At 40.1% G+C, this 18,554-nt stretch carries 13 protein-coding genes; 3 read left to right on the top strand and 10 right to left on the bottom strand.

Annotation, left to right across the window (positions count from 1 at the left end; all coding sequences use genetic code 11):
* Window positions 1-137 precede the first annotated feature (137 nt).
* Together F824_RS26975 and F824_RS0119935 are read left to right on the top strand one after the other, a co-directional pair.
* Window positions 138-1,334: a PP2C family serine/threonine-protein phosphatase gene (locus F824_RS26975; protein ID WP_161629732.1), complete on the top strand. Its 1,197-nt coding sequence runs from the start codon at window positions 138-140 to the stop codon at window positions 1,332-1,334.
* A 16-nt stretch (window positions 1,335-1,350) separates the two neighbouring features.
* The gene (locus F824_RS0119935; protein WP_019599704.1) at window positions 1,351-3,165 is read left to right on the top strand and encodes a protein kinase domain-containing protein; all 1,815 of its coding nucleotides are present in this window, start codon (window positions 1,351-1,353) and stop codon (window positions 3,163-3,165) included.
* Window positions 3,166-3,631: 466 nt separating this feature from the next.
* On the opposite strand, the gene F824_RS0119930 is transcribed toward F824_RS0119935, so the two are convergent.
* The 3 genes from F824_RS0119930 to F824_RS0119920 form a co-directional block, all read right to left on the bottom strand.
* The gene (locus F824_RS0119930) at window positions 3,632-4,516 is read right to left on the bottom strand and encodes a toprim domain-containing protein (protein WP_019599703.1); all 885 of its coding nucleotides are present in this window, start codon (window positions 4,514-4,516) and stop codon (window positions 3,632-3,634) included.
* A gap of 211 nt (window positions 4,517-4,727) precedes the next feature.
* Window positions 4,728-5,933: a VapE domain-containing protein gene (locus F824_RS0119925; protein WP_019599702.1), complete on the bottom strand. Its 1,206-nt coding sequence runs from the start codon at window positions 5,931-5,933 to the stop codon at window positions 4,728-4,730.
* Window positions 5,934-6,047: 114 nt separating this feature from the next.
* Entirely contained in the window at window positions 6,048-6,329 is a 282-nt protein-coding gene (locus tag F824_RS0119920; RefSeq protein ID WP_019599701.1) for a helix-turn-helix domain-containing protein, read from the bottom strand.
* Between the two features lie 251 nt (window positions 6,330-6,580).
* On the opposite strand from F824_RS0119920, the gene F824_RS0119910 reads away from it, so the two are divergent.
* Window positions 6,581-6,772, top strand: a complete 192-nt coding sequence (locus F824_RS0119910; RefSeq protein ID WP_019599699.1) for a hypothetical protein — start codon at window positions 6,581-6,583, stop codon at window positions 6,770-6,772.
* Between the two features lie 32 nt (window positions 6,773-6,804).
* Here the strand turns inward: F824_RS0119910 and F824_RS0119905 are convergent, their stop codons facing one another.
* The 7 genes from F824_RS0119905 to F824_RS0119870 form a co-directional block, all read right to left on the bottom strand.
* The gene (locus F824_RS0119905; protein ID WP_019599698.1) at window positions 6,805-7,002 is read right to left on the bottom strand and encodes a hypothetical protein; all 198 of its coding nucleotides are present in this window, start codon (window positions 7,000-7,002) and stop codon (window positions 6,805-6,807) included.
* Window positions 7,003-7,390: 388 nt separating this feature from the next.
* The gene (locus F824_RS0119900; protein WP_019599697.1) at window positions 7,391-8,512 is read right to left on the bottom strand and encodes an aldose epimerase family protein; all 1,122 of its coding nucleotides are present in this window, start codon (window positions 8,510-8,512) and stop codon (window positions 7,391-7,393) included.
* 54 nt (window positions 8,513-8,566) lie between these two features.
* Window positions 8,567-10,435: a glycoside hydrolase family 2 protein gene (locus tag F824_RS0119895; protein WP_019599696.1), complete on the bottom strand. Its 1,869-nt coding sequence runs from the start codon at window positions 10,433-10,435 to the stop codon at window positions 8,567-8,569.
* A 227-nt stretch (window positions 10,436-10,662) separates the two neighbouring features.
* Window positions 10,663-12,687 (bottom strand): glycoside hydrolase family protein, encoded by a 2,025-nt coding sequence (locus tag F824_RS0119885; RefSeq protein WP_019599695.1) that lies wholly within the window; start codon window positions 12,685-12,687, stop codon window positions 10,663-10,665.
* A gap of 9 nt (window positions 12,688-12,696) precedes the next feature.
* Window positions 12,697-13,764 carry a family 43 glycosylhydrolase gene (locus F824_RS0119880; protein ID WP_019599694.1) on the bottom strand — a complete coding sequence of 356 codons (1,068 nt, stop codon included), beginning with the start codon at window positions 13,762-13,764 and terminating at the stop codon, window positions 12,697-12,699.
* A gap of 71 nt (window positions 13,765-13,835) precedes the next feature.
* A complete protein-coding gene (locus tag F824_RS0119875; RefSeq protein ID WP_019599693.1) occupies window positions 13,836-15,365 on the bottom strand; it encodes a RagB/SusD family nutrient uptake outer membrane protein in 1,530 nt (509 codons plus the stop codon).
* Between the two features lie 21 nt (window positions 15,366-15,386).
* The gene (locus F824_RS0119870; protein WP_139189898.1) at window positions 15,387-18,443 is read right to left on the bottom strand and encodes a SusC/RagA family TonB-linked outer membrane protein; all 3,057 of its coding nucleotides are present in this window, start codon (window positions 18,441-18,443) and stop codon (window positions 15,387-15,389) included.
* Window positions 18,444-18,554: the final 111 nt, after the last annotated feature.

Raw genomic sequence — 18,554 nt, 5'->3', positions numbered from 1 at the left:
GAGAGGAATTTATTGTTAATTTTATGTTCGCATTTAACGAATCGGTTTATAATAATCTCGAAACTTTAAACTGTATTATTATTTTAGTTTTTTTGGTTGGTTTAGTCATTTTTTTATATCTGGTGTGGGACTTAAAAATGGAAAGAAAGGAGAGGGGAAAACAGAAAACAAAAATGATTAAAAAAGAGCCAATCTTAAATTTGATAATTAAAATCAGGGCTATTTTCACAACATCTTTTAATCATTTTGAAAGGAAAATAATTGATTCAAAACCCGAAAAGACAAAAGAAAGCAAGAATTATTATATTAAAATAGAACCCGATACTCCTAAATCAAAGCCCATCGATCCACAATCAACTCCTCCCGAGTCTCAATCAAAGTCTGATCTTACCGAAGAACCTAAGAATATCGATAAAGAGCTTAAGGAGGCCGCATTAACTCCTCCCTTAATCATAACCAATGATTTCCTTAAATCAAATAGTAAAGTGGTTATTACTGGCGATTGGCTCATTGTGGGAGGGAGTTCGATTGGAAAATCACATGTGGAAAGTAAAATGCCTTGTCAGGACAATTTCTTTTTATCAGCGATAAGTGAAAATCTGGGTATTGCAGTTGTTTGCGATGGCGCAGGGTCAGCCAAGAATTCCCAATTAGGATCAAAGTTTGTTTCAGAGCGGGTTGCCTTAATATTTTCACAAATGGTGGAAAGTGAGATTGGTCTTGAATCAATTAAAAGTCTTAGTGAGGAACAGTGGTCTAATTTTGCAAAAAGAGGTTTATTCCAAGCGCGTAAGGATTTGGAAGAATATTCCTTAAAGGAGGATTTGAAGTTTGAGAGTTTAGCCTGTACGGTTATTGTTGTTATTTATCACCCTCACGGAATATTGATTACGCATATTGGAGATGGAAGGGCAGGGTATTTATCCAAGGAAAAGGGATGGTTGCCATTGATGATTCCCTTCAAAGGGGAAGAGGCTAATGAAACTGTTTTTATTACATCAAAGATCTGGAGCGAAAAGGACATTGATACCTACTTGGAAGCTAAAGTTTTCATTGAAGAATATTCAGGATTTACTCTGATGTCGGATGGATGTGAATCTCACTCCTATTTATGCAGTATTTTTGATGAAGATTCTCAAACATGGACTGATCCAAATATGCCTTTTTCAAGGTTTTTTGATCCTATGATGGATGGACTAAAAATTATGAGGGATTCAGGACTATCACCTGCTGAAATTGAATCTAAATGGATTGATTTTTTAAGATCGGGAACAAAAGGAATTTCAAATGAACCTGATGACAAGACTTTGGTTTTGGCTGTTTTGAAAAAATAACTGAAGTGTTTTTAAAATGTTAGTAACTACATCTTCTTCAGAAAAAATTCAACTGGAAACCAAAGCCTTTCATAGCGGTGGTGAAGGTGAATTATATCGCATTGTTTCACCACTGAAATTTAAGGATAAGTGCGTAAAGATCTATTATTCCCATTATCAAGATAAGGGAAGAGAGGGGAAATTGAATTATATGATTAGGAACCGACCATCACAAATTCAGTTTTCTTCTGACTTCAAAATATGTTGGGCTGATGATTTAATTTTCTTAAATGGAAAATTCGTGGGATTCATTATGCCTTTTGCTTTTTCTGATAGCATTCAGCTTTATGAAATATGTACAACCAAAATTAATTCAAGAATTCAAAAGATTTTTCATGACAAATTCGATAGGAAGAACCCAAAATCCCTAGAGAACAGGCTGAAGCTTTGCGTAAACATCGCAATAGCAATTCATTGTATCCATGAAACAGGAATTTATGTTTTCGTTGATCTTAAGCCGCAAAATATATTAATTGATTCTACTGGAAAAGTCTCAATTGTTGATCTTGATAGTTTGCAAGTTGCAAAAAACTCAAATATTATTCACCATGGTCATGTAGCCACTCCAGAGTATACCCCGATTGAAGGAACTACTCTTAATCCTTCTATTAATTTTATTCCGGCAACTTGGGACTATTTTTCAATGGCTGTTATTTTTTATGAGATTATATTTGGCCTACATCCCTATGTTGCGACAAGTTTGAAACCTTATGAACATCTTACAACAATCCAAGATGCCATAAAAAATGGATTATTTGTGTTTGGTTCAAGAACACAGTATCTGAAACCTCCCCCACAACACGATAATTTTAAACATGTGCCTGAAAATATTAAAAAAAGTTTTTTTGATGCCTTTGACAGAGCAAATGGTTCACCGTTACTAAGACCTTCAGCTCAAGACTGGGGGAAAATACTGGTTGAGGAGGTCGCGAAAGAAACTGAAAAAGTAAATTTGAATTGCCCTTTCTGTGGTAAGTTAATCACAGTATCAAAGCACAATAACATGAAAACGAATTGTAATGGCTGCGATGCTACTGTTGATTTCAGGAAAGGAAAACTCTTCGGTTATTCAAGAGAAAAGGTTGTTACAGTAAATAAAACTGTTTATAAGGATAAGGAAGTCATAGTCAAAAATGACTCAAGAACATGGAAGATTTTAACAATTATTTTGGTTATTATTCTGTTTTTGGCATTGCATTTATATCAGAATGAAATCAATATAATGGAAAAAAAGAGTTTGGAAATTCATCAAATGAACAATGAGATATTATCATATAATGATAATATCTCATCATTAGAAATAAAAAATAAAAATCTTGAACTTGTAAATGAACGCCTTGAGGGAGAAGTGAAAAATTTAAATGAGAGGCTTCGATTGGTTAATAATATTGAGCTAAATAAAAACTTTGTAAAGGCTCTCACAGTTTCATCTGTTGGCGTAGGAATGGAATTTGGTCAAATTGATATTTGGCAAGATTTCTTGGCCAGTGAAGTTATATATCTTTACCCAAGAATAGTGATTTCCTTCCCATTAATTTTCCAGTCAAGCCTTCCACAAAATGTAGAGTTTTTTATAAAATTTTATGGACCTGACAAAACCTTAATGGTAGGAGAAAATTCTCCTGCAGGATATTCATTTTCATCAATGCAGGATATATTTGAAAATTCTGATTTTATATCATTGAATGGATGGGGGTATAGTTCAGGCGGCAGCTTCAAGGTGGGCAAGCATATTATTGAAGTTTGGGTGAATGGGGAATTAAAGGGGTCAACCACTTTTAAAATTAGGTGAAAATTCCATGATTAACATTGTTAGTTTATCTGAATGCCATTACACATTGCTCAATATTATAAAATTTTCTCAAAATCTCGGAAAACGATTAATTATCATGTGAAAATGCTAGAAAATAATAATACTCAAAAATTTATTGGATTTGAACTTAGCTAAACAAATTTGATTGGTCCCATTTTTTTAGAATTAGAATCTTTAAAGACTTAATAGTTTTGCTGATTTTCACGCCAATAAATTTTGTATTGAAACACTTTTTCCTCCCCATTCTAAGGAAGTTTCGATATTATGAGCCAAGGTTAATCATTTCACCCTGTAAGGCAAACCGTGTATAAGTATGATTTGAATTTAGGAAGCCTAGTTGTTTCTACGCATCCCTTTCGAGTTTTCTGATCGCACTTGAGCTTTTGACCTATTCCATTCCACTTGCCAATAAATGAATCTCCTTTCCTAAATCTACCATTTCCACCTACCTTCCGACCCTCTTCCTCAAACCTAAAATCAAATATTCATTTAGATCCTTGAAGGGATAAATCGAATTTCCCTGGTCCAAACACTGAGGAAAAGTTTCAGTCAGGTTTTTGCTAGCGTTTTTTCCGGCCTTATCCTGATCCAAAAAGAGATCCACATGTTCATATTTTTTTAGTATCGGAATCGCCTTGTTTATGTTCACCAGAGAATTCAGGACCAAATAATCTTCCTTGATGCGGTTATTGTTTTGGATTTCGCGATAACTCAACAAATCGAAGATCCCCTCAAATACACAGAGCTGATCGGATCGGTTGTTGAAGTAGGAGTACCCTTGCGCCGAGCAGCCTTTCCAGTATTTGTTCCGGATGTTCCATCCGTCCTTGTTTTGGTTGCCTATTCCGAAATAACGTTTATCGTCAATGCTGTAATAAACTTCCTTGCAGAAGGGTTTGGCTGTCTCCAAGCCAATGCCTCTGTAATTCAAATAGGAAGCCAGGGACAGATTATGTCCCAGTTCTTTAATGCCAAGGATTTTTACGCGGCTTTCTGTGGCCGATTCAATATCCTGTTTTGTATGCTTGGGAATACTATTGGAATGAGAAGTGGCGCTATTTCCAACAACTCTCGCTATATCCTCAATTGCATCAAAGACACCAAATCCCGGATTCATTTTCAGGACCAGATCTATCAAAGAACCACCAGCATTGTTGTCGCCATAATCCACCCAGAGATTTTTGATATTACAGACTTTAAAGGAGGGAGTTTTTTCGATCCGGTATGGGGAATGGAATAAACAATATCCATTTGAAATTTTTGTCGGTTTGATTCCCAAATTCATTAAATAGGAACTGATGCTGATACTATTTGATTCTTTGGCGTTCATGGCGTTTTTGGTTTCGTTTAGGTTAATTTGAATTTTGGCTTACTACACTTACTACTTACTATATTTTAATATTAAAGCATTGATAAACAGTTATTTAATGGAGTAATTCGATGTTTGTATCTTACTACATCGGCATTGATCTGTAGTAGGAGGTAGTAAGATTATTTTTTGCTTACTACGGGTTAAATCATTGTTTTTCATAGCATTAGGACTATTTGTAGTAAGTAGTAAGATCATTGAACTTGATATAATATCCTTTTTCCGGAAAGTTCTGGATTTCGCTTCTTCTCTTCTGGCTTTGGGCATGTCCAAGGAGTTTTAGGGCCTTGCCGATCTCCACAGCATTTATCCTGAGATTGGCATTTCCGTTGGCCATGAGGTGTTGGCATATATCGGTGGCGGTAAAGAATTGGTCATGGTTTTCCTTGGTTCCGGGTGAGTAGAATTTCTGGATCAGCTCGACCTCGGTCGTGATGGTTTTGTACTGGTTGTTGGCGATCTCATTTTCCAGGATTTCCTGTGCCGTCATTTCATATTTGAAATCTGTTTTAAAGAGTTGGTATGCTTGTGACCACACTGTGTCGATGTCGATCCGGGATTTGTACGTCCAGTCGATTTCCAGCACAGTAAAACAGAGCCACCGCACACTTCCTGTGGCATCGGTCAGAAATTCCGCCTTGTTCGTGGATCCCCAAATGGAGGCCCGCCTGGGTTCCATCTTGGGCTTCTTGTCATAGGGATGGCGGACCTTGACATAGGATTTGCTCATCAGTGTTTTTTGGGAGTTGATCTCGGTCCTGGATAGGGTAGAAAGCTCATCCTGGATGATGCCAAAGTTTTGGCAGAGGGCGATTTGGCTGTCCTTGTCCACCGAGATATTTTCTGCATGGTATGGTGCAAGTCCCTTGGGAACCAAAAACCGCGTGAGGGTAGTCTTGCCGCTGTTCTGCCTTTCCTGGACAAATATCAACGCCTGTTTGTTGAAGTAGTCATCCTGGAGACAGCAGGCCACACACCTGACCAGCCATTTTTTCAATTGGACGGTAAAGCGTTCCTGGTCAGTTACGTTGATAAACCCGCAGAATTTTTTCACATAATCCCCCTGAATTGTTTCATTCCACCTGTGCTCTACTTTGTTGAAGTATTCCTGAAAGGGATTACTTTTTGGAATAAAGTCTGAGGACAAAAAGGTGTTGATTTCTGCAACGGAGGTTCTATAGCCACTCTGCCTGCATTCGATATAGAGGGTACTCGGATTGACCGGCTGGAAGGCGGCCTCCCCCTTTTGGCTTGTAAAGACTTCGTTCAGTATCACATTGTTGATAAAGTCGTATCTGGACAATAGAAATTTTATCATTTTGATGGTTGCGCTCTTAGATTGTTCATCTATCTGTTTGACAGCATGTTGTGGTCCCATTTTTCTGCAATTTTTGTTTGATGATAAAAGCAGAAATGGTATATTTGTCTCACTGCGAGAGGAATACCATTTCCTTGAAAAAAAATACCGAAGCGAATCCTGCCAGATTCGCTTTTATTTTTGTCTGCCATTTTTTTGGTACCCGGCATTTAGGATATCCGATTTTTTAAAATACACCCGGGTGTTGATTACCTGCTCCTTCAGGAATCCTTCCTTCCGCCAGTTGTTGATCGTAGTCCTGGACCTACCCAAGAGCTTCATGGCGTCTGGAATCTGAATAAGTTCATCAGAGGAAGGGGGAGGGTTTAGGTTCGGGGCAAGCCGGGAGACTACCGCCTCGGCAATTTCATCGATGAGCTCCCTTTTGTCGATTTGTGAAAAGATCAAGTCGTTCATATTCGTCGGGGTTTTGTTTTATGATCGAATATGGCTACAACTTGTCAGGGGTAGTTAGCTGGGGTAGTACCCCAAAATGAAAGAAATGGAATTTACTGGTTGCAAAAGGGCAATCATTAACAAAAAAATCCCCAAAAATTATGGAGAAATACGGCTATCCTCCATTTTGAAGGATGGTCTTGTTTTTAATCTGCTAATTTTTGTTAAATTAGAGTCAAGTACAGATAATTATAACCCCAAAAAATGACCTAATGGAAATTTTGATTGTTGCCTGTTTTCTTCTGGTTGGATTCCTGCTTTCGATAATCCAAGAAAGGCACTTGGTAAAACCTTTTTTAAGCCGTAAAGGATTTACTGTGGTGAGTCTGGCATCATTCTCCTTTTACCTGCTGGGAGCATTTGCTTCCCTTCGGTTTCTGTTCGAGAAATTTATATTTGGATAATGCCTTTCTATTTTTTTTGCAGAGAAAAAAAATCAATACCGGGATCTGCGGTCCATTCTCCTGAGCAGTTCTTCAATCAGTTCTTCCCGCTCTCTGTCCTTTCTGCGTCTCCGACCATTGTTTTCGGAAATTGACCAGATAAACCAAATCCATACAACCGAGGACATGATCAAACCTGGCCATTCATTTTCCGAACCCAATGCCCCAAACATGGCAAAGGTTGATAACATCGAAGCAAGGAATAATTTAACAATAAACCACATTACAGTTTAAATAATTGATGTTAAGTAATTTACGAAAAAATAAATAAAAAAGGAAAGCAGTTTTTGAATTATTCTTGAGGAAATTATCCGATCAAAATCTAAGGGCCATTTCTGTTTAGAGGAAATTTTCAACCCAGCGATCCATTGCTAAAAAGCCATTTTATTGACAAAGAATCCAAATCAAAAGGTTAAGGATTCTGACGCTACTATTTCCAAATGCTCTCGTGACCAGTTTTGCAGAGAGGATTTTCTAAATATAATAAAATGGTCCACACAAGAAGTACTCAAGACTTTTATGTGGAACAATAACCAACTCAACCTTTTCAAAGAATTAAAGCAACGAAGACCCATGAATTCAATCTTGGGAAATCTCATTAATTGGAAAAAACTTATAGATACAGGTTTGTTGGTAGATTTGATCAGGTTTTAATTCAGTGCTTGGAAAATCAGGTTGGTTTGGGGAGTTGGGGAAATGCTGGGTTTCCAGACAAAAAGCACCTCTAAAATCATAAGGTTTACCACTTTTCCCTTTGGCACTTCCATCGAGGAAATTGCCTGAATAAAATTGTAATCCAGGTTCAGTCGTCCAGACTTCCATGGAAATTCCCGTAAGTGGTGACTTCACTTTGGCAGCGATTTCCAGTTTACCTTCCGAATCTTTATCCAATACCCAGTTATGATCGTAGCCTCCTCCAAATTTCAATTGCTCATCTGATAGGGCAATGTCCTTTCCAATTGCCTTGGGAACTGTGAAATCAAAAGGAGTATTGACCACAGTTCTCAATTCTCCAGTTGGAATCAAACTGCTATCAACAGGCGTATATTTGGAAGCAAAGAGTTGAAGAAGATGGTTTTCTACAGATTCATTTCCTGTACCATTCAAATTGAAAAAGGAGTGGTGGGTCAGGTTGATTACCGTTTTTTGATCGGTCTCTGCTTCATAGTCTATTTTAAATTCATCCGTGTCCAGTAACTGATATGTCATTTTGACTTTAAGATTTCCAGGGTAACCTTCCTCCCCATCTTTGGAAAGGTAGGAGAAGACTATTTTGGATGGACCCACCTCTTCAACTTTCCATTTGACATTATGAAAACCACCGGGACCTCCGTGTAGGGCATTGGCGCCATTGTTCTTTGCAAGTTGGTAGCTTTTTCCGTCCAATTCAAAAAGTCCGGCTGCAATCCTATTTCCATATCTTCCAATGGCAGCACCGAAATAGGGCTCTGGACTATTTCGGTAGTCGGAAATGCTATCATGTCCCAACACTATATCCACTAACTTCCCTTCTTGGTCCGGTACCCACAATTCCATTACTTTTGCGCCAAAGTTTGTGACTTTCATCGTGAGTCCCTTGGAATTTTTCAAGGTAAATACCTCAAATTCTTCCTTTGTTGTGGACTCAGAAGATTGAGTTTTTGGACTGCAAGCAATGGCGAAAAAGAAAACAATTAAAATCAAATTTTGAAAATTTCTCATAAATGGGGTTTACTGTTGAATTACCTTAATAGGGATTTCTGAATAGTTTTTCTACTACTCAATTTCAATCTTGACCTGATAAAGATTGTTATGAAGTGCCTTTAAAATCGGTATGTCAAATTTAATCACTTTTCTATCATAGGTCATCAAGCCGTTTACTTCCACTTCGACATCGGTGGTTTGGGTATAGACTGCCGCAGACAGGCCTTTTTTGATCAAGGGAATCATGGATTCCATCAATTCGGTATATTTGTTTTGCAACTCTGCCTTGGTTTTGAAGCTTTGATATCCCCAATTGTCTTTCTCCTGCCAAGTATGTCCTTCAACCGGTAATCCTAGCCCACCAAATTCTCCCAGGACGATCACTTGATCCTTTCCATAAATTTCAGGGTCTGGCATTACGGCATTGGGGTAATTGTGAAGATCAATAATATCGCCTGTGATTTTGGCGCCTTCCATGATAAAATTTCCGCCACTTGCACTGTTCACCAATCTGCTGATGTCATACGATTTTGTCCACTCCGTGATTTCCTTGGTTTTGAATTGACCCCAAGCTTCGTTAAAGGGAACCCAAATCACAATGGAAGGAAAATGTCTGAAGGCATCCATAATGGCTTTCCATTCTTTTTTGAAAATGGCCTCTGATTCCGATGTCCTGACTTTATCTGTACCATGGCCTAAGATTCCTGGTCTAGACTCCCAATTGTTGCCATGATCTCCATTTGGCATATCCTGCCATACCAAAAGGCCCAATCGGTCTGTGTGGTAATACCATCTAGCAGGCTCAACTTTCACATGTTTTCGAATCATGTTGAAACCCATTTCCTTTGTTTTTTCTATATCAAAAAGCATGGCTTCATCCGAAGGGGCAGTGTACAGCCCATCGGGCCACCATCCTTGGTCCAAAGGACCGTATTGGAAAAGGAATTTATTGTTGAGCAGCATTCTTTGGATTCCTTGACTGTCTGGAGCCATGCTGATTTTTCGCATGGCTGAATAGCTTTTCACCTCATCCAATATTCTTTTTCCTGATATGATCCGAATGACAGCATCATAGAGAAATGGATCTTCCGGAGTCCAAGCTTTTATGGAACCTACCTGAACTTGTGCTTTTTCTCCAGGCTGGAATTCCTTTCTTCCAACTTCTTGACCATCAGCTGAGATAATTACTTCCAAAGATTGGGATGCGGTTATACCTGTTGTTTGTGCTGACACTTCAAATATACCTTTATCATAATTGGGCTGTATCAATACGTGCTCAATGTAAGTTTGAGGCACAGATTCGATCCATACGGTCTGCCAGATACCCGTCACCGGAGTGTACCAAATGGCATGGGGTTCTTTGATTTGTTTTCCTCTGGGTTGAGGGCCCTCATCAGAGGGGTCCCAAACACGAACCACTATTTCCTGGTCAGCGCCAGCCTTCAAATAATCGCTGATATCAAAAGAAAAAGGATCATAACCTCCCTGGTGAAGGCCAGCCTTTTTACCATTGACAAACACTTCGGCCTCCCAATCTACAGCACCAAAATGCAAAAGGATTCTGTCCTTTTTGTTCTTCCTCTCAATTTTCACTTGTCTTTTGTACCATAATTCCTGTTCCTTGCCGATATTTTTACCTACTCCTGACAAGCTGGATTCAACTGCAAAGGGTACCCTGATCTTGCCTCCATATTGACTGGGAGCCTGGTTGCCTTTCGGTAATATTGCATAGTCCCATTGCCCATTGAGATTGACCCAGTCAGATCTTTCCATCTGTGGTCGGGGATAATAATCATGGTTCAGATTAGCAGTTTGTTCCGCCCAAGGGCTTTGAATTACTGGTGTGAGCAGATCTTGCGCTTTGATTTCTGGGATTATCAAAAACCCAAAAAATAAAAAGGTAAGGAGATACAAACTCTTTTTTTCAATCATCATTTGCATGGGTTTTGGGTTCAATTGGCTGTTTTCATTTTACAGATATATTCATGTGAAGGTTTTAATTCTCAGTTTACTTTCAGGTCATTTTATACTGGAAATGGATTGAGTAGTTCAGCCTGGTAACAGTAATGTAATGGTGAGAAATCAGATTTTTGGGGGTAAGAAGAATTTTAATGGTTAGAAGTTCTATAAGAAATCCCGGAAAAGATATGTTTCTTAACAGGGTTCCTCTATTTAAAGTACCCAGATGTTCTGCCAATGGTCAACAATTCCCAAATGGATGCCACTGTCCAACCCGGAGCAAATAGGTCATTGTAAAATCCTTTACCGTTTTTGCCATAGTCCCAAGCGGTATGCTGAACGACTTCCGGATAATAGCCGACTTTTGCCACCCCCATCAAGTTTCCTTCATGGGGCAGAAGTTGCTCTCGCATGGAAGACCTGATCACTCCTGCAAATGCAGCGAACTCAGGCTCATTAGTTTCCACTGCCAGCCAATCCAAGACCTCATCAAACTCAAAAATGAAGACATCGATATGGTTGTTCTCTACAGATACATTTCCCCAACCTCTACTTTTTAAGCCAATGTCACCCAACATTTGTCCTTGGGCAAAGGGAACATCCCAGGTATAATACCAAGAGAGGGTGAAATAGGCTGCTTTTTTTGCTAAATTTTTATAATGCTCTCTTTCCTTGCCTTTGGTGATCTGAGCCAAGTAATACATGGCAGTAGCGGCATAGAGTGAAGCTTCCTTGTCTTCGCAGTCAGCATCCAAAGTGGAAGAGAAGTAATCAGAAGGCCCAATAATGGCTTCTTCTTGGTATCTTGCCACTTTTCTAGCTATTTCAAGATATTTTTTATCCTTGAAATAATGCTGGGCCATTGCCAAAGGCAAAACGAAAGAGGGTGAACTCCCTCCAGTTTCATCGATTACCTTTAGATTTTTATCAAATTTCCGTGGAAAACTTCCATCTGGGTATTGAAGGGTTATGAGCCGATTGAAAAGGTTTTTGATTTTGACTTCAAGGTCTGGGTGTTTTCTGCCTTTTTCCTTTTCATATTTTATGAAAAGCAGCAGTGCATACAATCCTTCTGATTGCCTTCTGATGGAATAGACGTCAGTTTCAGTTTTTTTGTTGAAATCAATTACTTCTCTGATCAAGCCGTTTTCATTGAATCCATTGGATTTATAGCTTTGGAATACAGACCTGGCCATCCCCATCAATTCCAAATCATTATTGGCTTCGGCAAATTCCAGTGCATTGAAAGCATTCAATAAAACCCTGCCAATAAAGCCAACTTCAAGGATGCCTGTGGATTCACACAATGCAGTTTCCAGATGTACTCCGGAAAAACCCTTGAGCTCGCCAAAGTCAACAAAAGATGATTTGAAATAGGAGGTCAAAACTGTTTTGATTTCGTGATCAGTAAACTTTTGATCCTCAACTTCAGTGGGCTTCAGCATTTGATAGGAGTGGTGCCAGATATCCGCCACAAAATCTGAAAAATCATTCTGTGTGTGTTTTTGAAATCTATATCTCAAAATCCTGGATTCACCTGCTTCCAGTTTGGCAAATGCTATCACAGGTTCCGCCAAAGTCAATTTTCGGATATAGGTGTAAGGTCTTTCCGCATACGGAAATGCATATTCTAAGTATGTTTCGTTTCCTTCTTTGCCAAAACCCAATGCGCCCAAATCATTGGTCCCTGAAAGGATTACCTCTCCATTTTCGTGGGTAGTCAATGCAGAGTTATTGATTTCATCAAGTCTCAATAAGCTATATCCAAATTTTTTCTTCGGGTCAAATACACTGACTAGAGGTGAGCTTAATCTATCCTCTCTGACTAACCAATCGGTCGATTCACGGACGGAAGGCGCATTTTCAGGGGATCGAAGGTTTTTCCTATACCAGTAACCCGGCATCAAAATCTGGGAAGGTTCGTAGCTGATATCTGAAAGATGTATTTTAGAGGAGAAATTAAAAAATACCTGCTTTTTGGCAGATATTTTTACAACAACATCTGTAAATTGGGATCCTTCTTCCAATTGGACTTCTATTTCTAATGGAATATTGGCATTCGATTGAAACTTCCCTGAACCATCCAACTGAATCCGAAATGTCTGTGAAGGGTTTCCAGGTTTTTTCAGGGTAAGGTTGTATTCAGTTTTTTCTGAAAACTTATTATCCGGGGTAAATGCCTGTACCTGAATTACAAAAAGGAATAGACATGAGGTCAATATAAAATTTTTCATAGCTTTGCTTTAGTTAAATTGTGGAGCTACCTGACTGCTAAAACTTGGAGTACCTCTTTCAATGGTCGGCCAGCCTTCTTTCCAGATAAGCTTATCAAGCATCAATGGTCTTCTACTAGCCCCATTTTGAAGTAAGGGGTTGTTTTTGGGGATGGCGTGGTAAAGAAGCCAATCCTGTCCGGCATCATCTGTCATGATTTGGGCATTGTGACCAGGGCCCGAAAAGCCATAAGCCTCGGCATTTCCGCTCAAAATAATTTCACCATAATTTCCTGATTTGATGCTATTTCCTACCTTGTCTACATAAGGGCCCAAAATATTATCTGAAACAGCAACACGCACTTTGTAGGTGCTATTTGACCCCTCACAGCATGATCCCTCTGATCCAAAATAGTAATATTTCCCATCTTTTTTGATCACGTAGGATGCTTCCAAGTGGTTGTGTCCGATGTGTACTTTTTCACCTTTTATTGCCTTGCCGTCTTCTGTCAGTTCGATGGCGTAGATACCATGAAAACTTCCCCAAAAAAGATATTTCTTCCCTTCTTCTTCTATGTAAAAAGCATCTATTGAGTTGGTTACACCAATTTCTTGGGACAAGAAAAGTTTTCCCTGGTCTATAAACGGCCCTTCCGGTTTGTTTGCAACTGCCAGGCCAATCCCAGGATTGGGGTCGCCCCATGTCGAATAAGAATAATACATGAAATATTCATCACCAACTTTTGCCACATCTGGCGCCCAGATACCACCTTCATTCTTCCAAATGGGTTTAGAAGGAAAAGCGGTACCTACCAATTCCCAATTTATCAAGTCTGAAGACTTGACAATCGGTACCAGTTTATGCCCCCCTTCATTTCCCCAGTTGTCTTCAGTACCATATGCATAAAAATTATCCCCTTCTTGCAAAACGGATGGGTCAGCCAAAACAGGTTCAAATACGGGATTAATAAAGGTTTTTTGTTTCTGTCCTGGGTTTTGCTCAATTGGATCGGGCAGATTGGAGCTAGGTTCCCCACAGCCCTGCATCGAAAGCGCAACCATTGCTGGCAAAACCAAAAATCTAAGAAAATAAAACATTTTATAGTTATTTTAGTGAAAAGGAGCAGGGGTTTTATCCTCTGCTCCTTTGGAATGAATAGGTGTTCAATTTACCAACCTGGATTCTGATTCAGGTTCTTGTTAATATCCAAGTCTCTCTGTGGAATCGGTAAGAATTCATGACGTCCAACGATAAAGTTATTGAACCCTGGATCTCTCGGAGCCAGTCCTTTCCCTAGATCTCCCCAACGGGCCAAATCCGCCCATCTATGCCCTTCCCCAGAAAGTTCCAGAAGTCTTTCATGCTTTAATTGCAGCAAAAATTCCTTAGGTCCCAAACCTGGTTTGGTAGAAGACAAAGCTGGTAACCCAACTCTAGCCCTCACCCTGTCTACATGTGAATAGGCTTGATTTGTCCTGCCGGTAGCATTCAAGACTTCAGCATACATGAGCAATACATCCGCATATCGGATTACCCTGTAATTATTCGGACCCCTATAGCCTTCTTCATTTCTCCAGTGGTCGTTGAGGAATTTTCTTAAGAATGCACGGTTATTTTCCATTCCGTACCGCTTGGCAAAGGTTTGGCCATATACCATGGTGAATTCAGGACCCCTTTCATCCGTATCCGCATAGATGTATGAAGCTGAAAGTCTAGGATCTCTTCCTCCTTCGGTAGTTTGTTCTTTTAAAAACTCAGCAATTGGCCAGGTTCTCGCCTCTGCATCGGCCCAACCTATACCCGGAGGCGCCAGAAATTGAGAAATTGAGGTGCCGTAGTTGTGGTTTGGTGTATCGACATCATTGTCTGTTACTTCGGTTGGATTGATCGTGTACTGCCACTCAAAAACAGATTCTTGATTGTTTTCAGACGTGATCTTAAAATTATCCCTGTAATCTGACACAAGATTATAAATCGAGGCACCTTCACCAGTCACCAACCAATTTAAAGGTGTTTCCGCTTCATTGAATTTACCCTGTTGCATCAATACCTTTGCTAAAAGTGCATGTGCTGCACCTTTGGTTACCCTTCCCAAATCCCGGCTGTTTGGATAAACTGAAGGCAAGCCATCTATAGCCCTCGAAAGATCCAATTCAATTTGAGCCCAAACTGCAGCCTGAGGGCTGGTTGGTGGTAAATCGGTAGGGGTGGAGGCCTCCAATAACATGGGGACATTGCCCCAAAGCAAGGCCAGATTGTAGTAGAAATATGCCCTTAGGTAATACGCTTCACCAAGCAACCTGTTTTTCAATGCATTTTCCATTTCAATTTCAGGAACATTATCAATTACCTGATTGGCTCTAAAAATGCCCACATAACAATCCACCCAGACATCGATCACAGGTCCAAAGTTGTAGTCAGGCTGGATAAAACCTCCCATGGCATTGGCGAGGTCAGACCAAGGACTTCCTGAGTATCCTTCGTCAGATCTGGTGATGTAAAGCATAGGCATCCATCTTGACATTCCCGGTCTTGCGAAGGTTGAATAAATGGAATTAACCCCTTGTTCTGCATCGGTGGAATTCTGCCAAAACACCTCCATGGTAGGCTGATTGGGATTGGTGATTTCCAGATTTGGATCACAACTCAACACTCCGCATGAAGTAGCCAATAATATATATTTTGTTATATTTTTCATAAACTAAATGCTTTAGAAGTATTAAAATTCAAACTGTAAACCGACAGAATAGATCCTGCTAGCAGGCCAATTCCCATTGTCAAAACCTCTTTCCAATATTCCGTTTCCGGTTACATCCGGATCCAGTCCGGAATATTTTGTGAAAGTCAAAAGATTCTGACCGCTCACAAAAACTCTAGCATTGCTGACATTCCATTTTTGAAGGCTCGCCATATTAAGGTTATATCCCAACTCCAAGTTTCTCAATCTAACGTAAGCACCATTTTCCAGCCATCTGTCACTTTCCAATCTGGCGTTGTCGATCAGGCCGGGATCACCTACTGCAACACCAATTCTAGGGTCAGCAGTAGATGTGTTATTTGGAGACCAAGGACTGATATCCGCCCTGAAGTTGGTATTCTGATAGCTATCGATCTCTCTGCGCACACCATTCATGACGGTATGGCCAAACACCCCAATCCACTGCATATTGAAAGTGAAATTTTTGTAGGAAGCATTAAATTGTGCGCCAGTCTGCATTGTCGGCCAAGGGGAGCCGACAAAAGTCCGGTCTTCCTGATTGATTTGGCCATCACCATTGATGTCTAAAAATTTGACGTCTCCAGGCTTTGCAAATGGCTGGATGACGGTTCCATCTGAATTCGTATAATTGTTGATTTCTTCCTGGCTCTGGAAAAGACCATCGGTTTTTAAAACAAACCACTCACCCATAGGTCTACCGATCTGTGATCTGGTAATCCCTGTTTGGATGTAATTTATACCTTCACCAAGGTTTCCTACGTCCATCACCCTGTTTCTGATAGTGGTCATATTGGCTGATACATCCCATTTGAATGCTCTTTTGATATTGCTGTAAGTAGCAGCTACCTCAATTCCCCTGTTCCTGATTGATGCCGCATTGACAGCGGGCTCTCCTCCAAGGTTGCCTAAATACCATGCGATGGGGAGATTCACCAAAACATCCTTAGAAAGAGAATTGTAATATTCTGCGGATATTGTCAACTGATCATCAAAAAAAGCCGCGTCAAAGCCGAAATTTTGGCTTAATCTCCTTTCCCATCCTAGATTTGGATTTGCCAATCTTGCCTGGGTCGCTCCTACGTATGCCTGTTCATCTGGTCCAAAAATCGCTCTTGGGTTTGAATTGAGAAAACCAATATAATCCCAAGACCCTACAGTCACAATTCCCAACTCACCATAGGATGCCCGTAATTTCAAATCTGAAATTATGGAAGAGTTGAAAAATGATTCTTCAGAAATTCTCCAGCCACCTGCTATGGATGGAAAGAACCGAGAACGATTGTCTGCACCAAACCTGGAATCAGAATCATATCTACCCGTTAAGGTGAGTAAATATTTATCCGCATAGATATAATTCAACCTGCCTAAATATCCCGAGATCGTGTATTCAATTGGAACAAAACCATCAGCAAATGCCTCACCGGTAGCTGAACTTACAGTGTTGAGGTATCTTCCATCAAAAGACTGAAGGTTAGTTCTTCCTCCCGAAAGTATATCTCTTTTTGTAATTTGTTGTGAATGTCCGACCACCCCGGAAAAGCTATGGTCGCCAATTGCCTTATTATAATTAAGGGTATGTTCCAAGAGGAAACTTGAGAACAAAGATCTATCCTCGATGATACTGGTAGGGGCTGCCGGTTGATTGAATTGCCATTCTCCAGCCCTCCTCATGCGCTTATTGTGGTCAAAACTCAATTCAGCACCTGCATTGAATCTATAGACCAAACCATCCAGAATATCTACATCCAGATAGGCATTGCCTACTACTTTGGCAAAATTACTCCTAAAGGTGTTGATTGCATTTACTGCAACTGGATTGAATGCGTAGGTTACCGCATCTGTGGTTCCCTTTCCCCAACCATCCGGATTTGCTGCGGAGATAAAGCGGTCATCCCTAACAGGGATAACTGGCAGGTTTAAGGGCATATCATAAAATGGATTGCCTAAACCTGGTGCGTTAGTTATGGAATTGGTGAAAACCAGGTTTTCTCCAAAAGTGACTCTACCCTTGGAGTTTTTGGTGTTGATTCTCAATGCCGCTCTTTTGAAATCGTTACCGATCAAAACCCCTTTGTTTTGAAAATAAGAACCCGAAATCAAATAGCTACTGTTTTTTGAACCTCCGGAAAGGGTTACGTTATAATCTTGTGCATTTCCAAGTCGGGTGCCTTCATCATACCAGTTGGTATTGACGTTGGGGTCAAAGGCTGTAGAAACACTTGTGGGAGGAGTGAGTCCCGAACTGACAAACTGTGTTCTTTGCATTTCAGCAAACTGACCACTGTTCATCATGTTGTATCCTGGAGGCAATTGCTGGATTCCGTATTTGGCCGATACACTTACCCGAGCAGCTCCTTCTGCACCCTGTTTAGTAGTGATGATAATCACCCCATTTGCAGCTCTGGAACCATAAATTGCGGCGGCAGAAGCATCTTTCAAAATCTGAATGGATTCGATGTCATTGGTGTTGAGGGATGGGTTGGCATCCGCTATCATTCCATCAATTACATAAAGAGGGTTTGAATTGATAAAACTGGCGACTCCTCTGATTTCAACCTGAGCATTCTGCCCAGGAGCACCACCATTTCGAATAGAAACACCGGGGGCCAAGCCCTGCAAGGATTCTCCAAGAGATGCCGCAGTAACTTTATTGGATTTGTCAGTTCCTACAACAGTTGTTGCGCCTGTCAGATCCTTTTTTCTCACTGTTTGGTAACCTATGACGACAACTTCATCAAGTTGACTTACGTCTTCTAATCCTACTTGAACCGAAGATCTGCCCACCAAGGGAATTTCCTGTTTCAAAAATCCGATAAAGGAAATCACTAAGGTGCTTTGGTCACTATTTACCTGCAATTGGAAATTGCCATCGATATCAGTAACAGTGCCGTTGGAAGTGCCTTTTTCTAGAACTGTCGCTCCGGGAAAAGCTTCTCCCGTTGATTTGTCCATTACCGTACCCCGCACAAGGTGGTTGCTTTGTGCAAAAACAGGCAGATAATTACAGCTGAGCAAAAACATTAGCCATACAGCTGATATTTGTAGCTTTTTTTTCATGGAGAATTTTGGGTTAATGTTAGAGTATTATATTTAGTCTGCAATTCCGATCACTGGAATGCCGAAGGAAAGTTAGAAAATCTAAATCCCTGCGATTGTGGCTTCAATCTA

The sequence above is a fragment of the Rhodonellum psychrophilum GCM71 = DSM 17998 genome (assembly GCF_000381545.1).
GTDB lineage: Bacteria > Bacteroidota > Bacteroidia > Cytophagales > Cyclobacteriaceae > Rhodonellum > Rhodonellum psychrophilum.
Note: the sequence above shows the minus strand (reverse complement) of the source record. Positions and strands in the feature narration are given on the sequence as shown.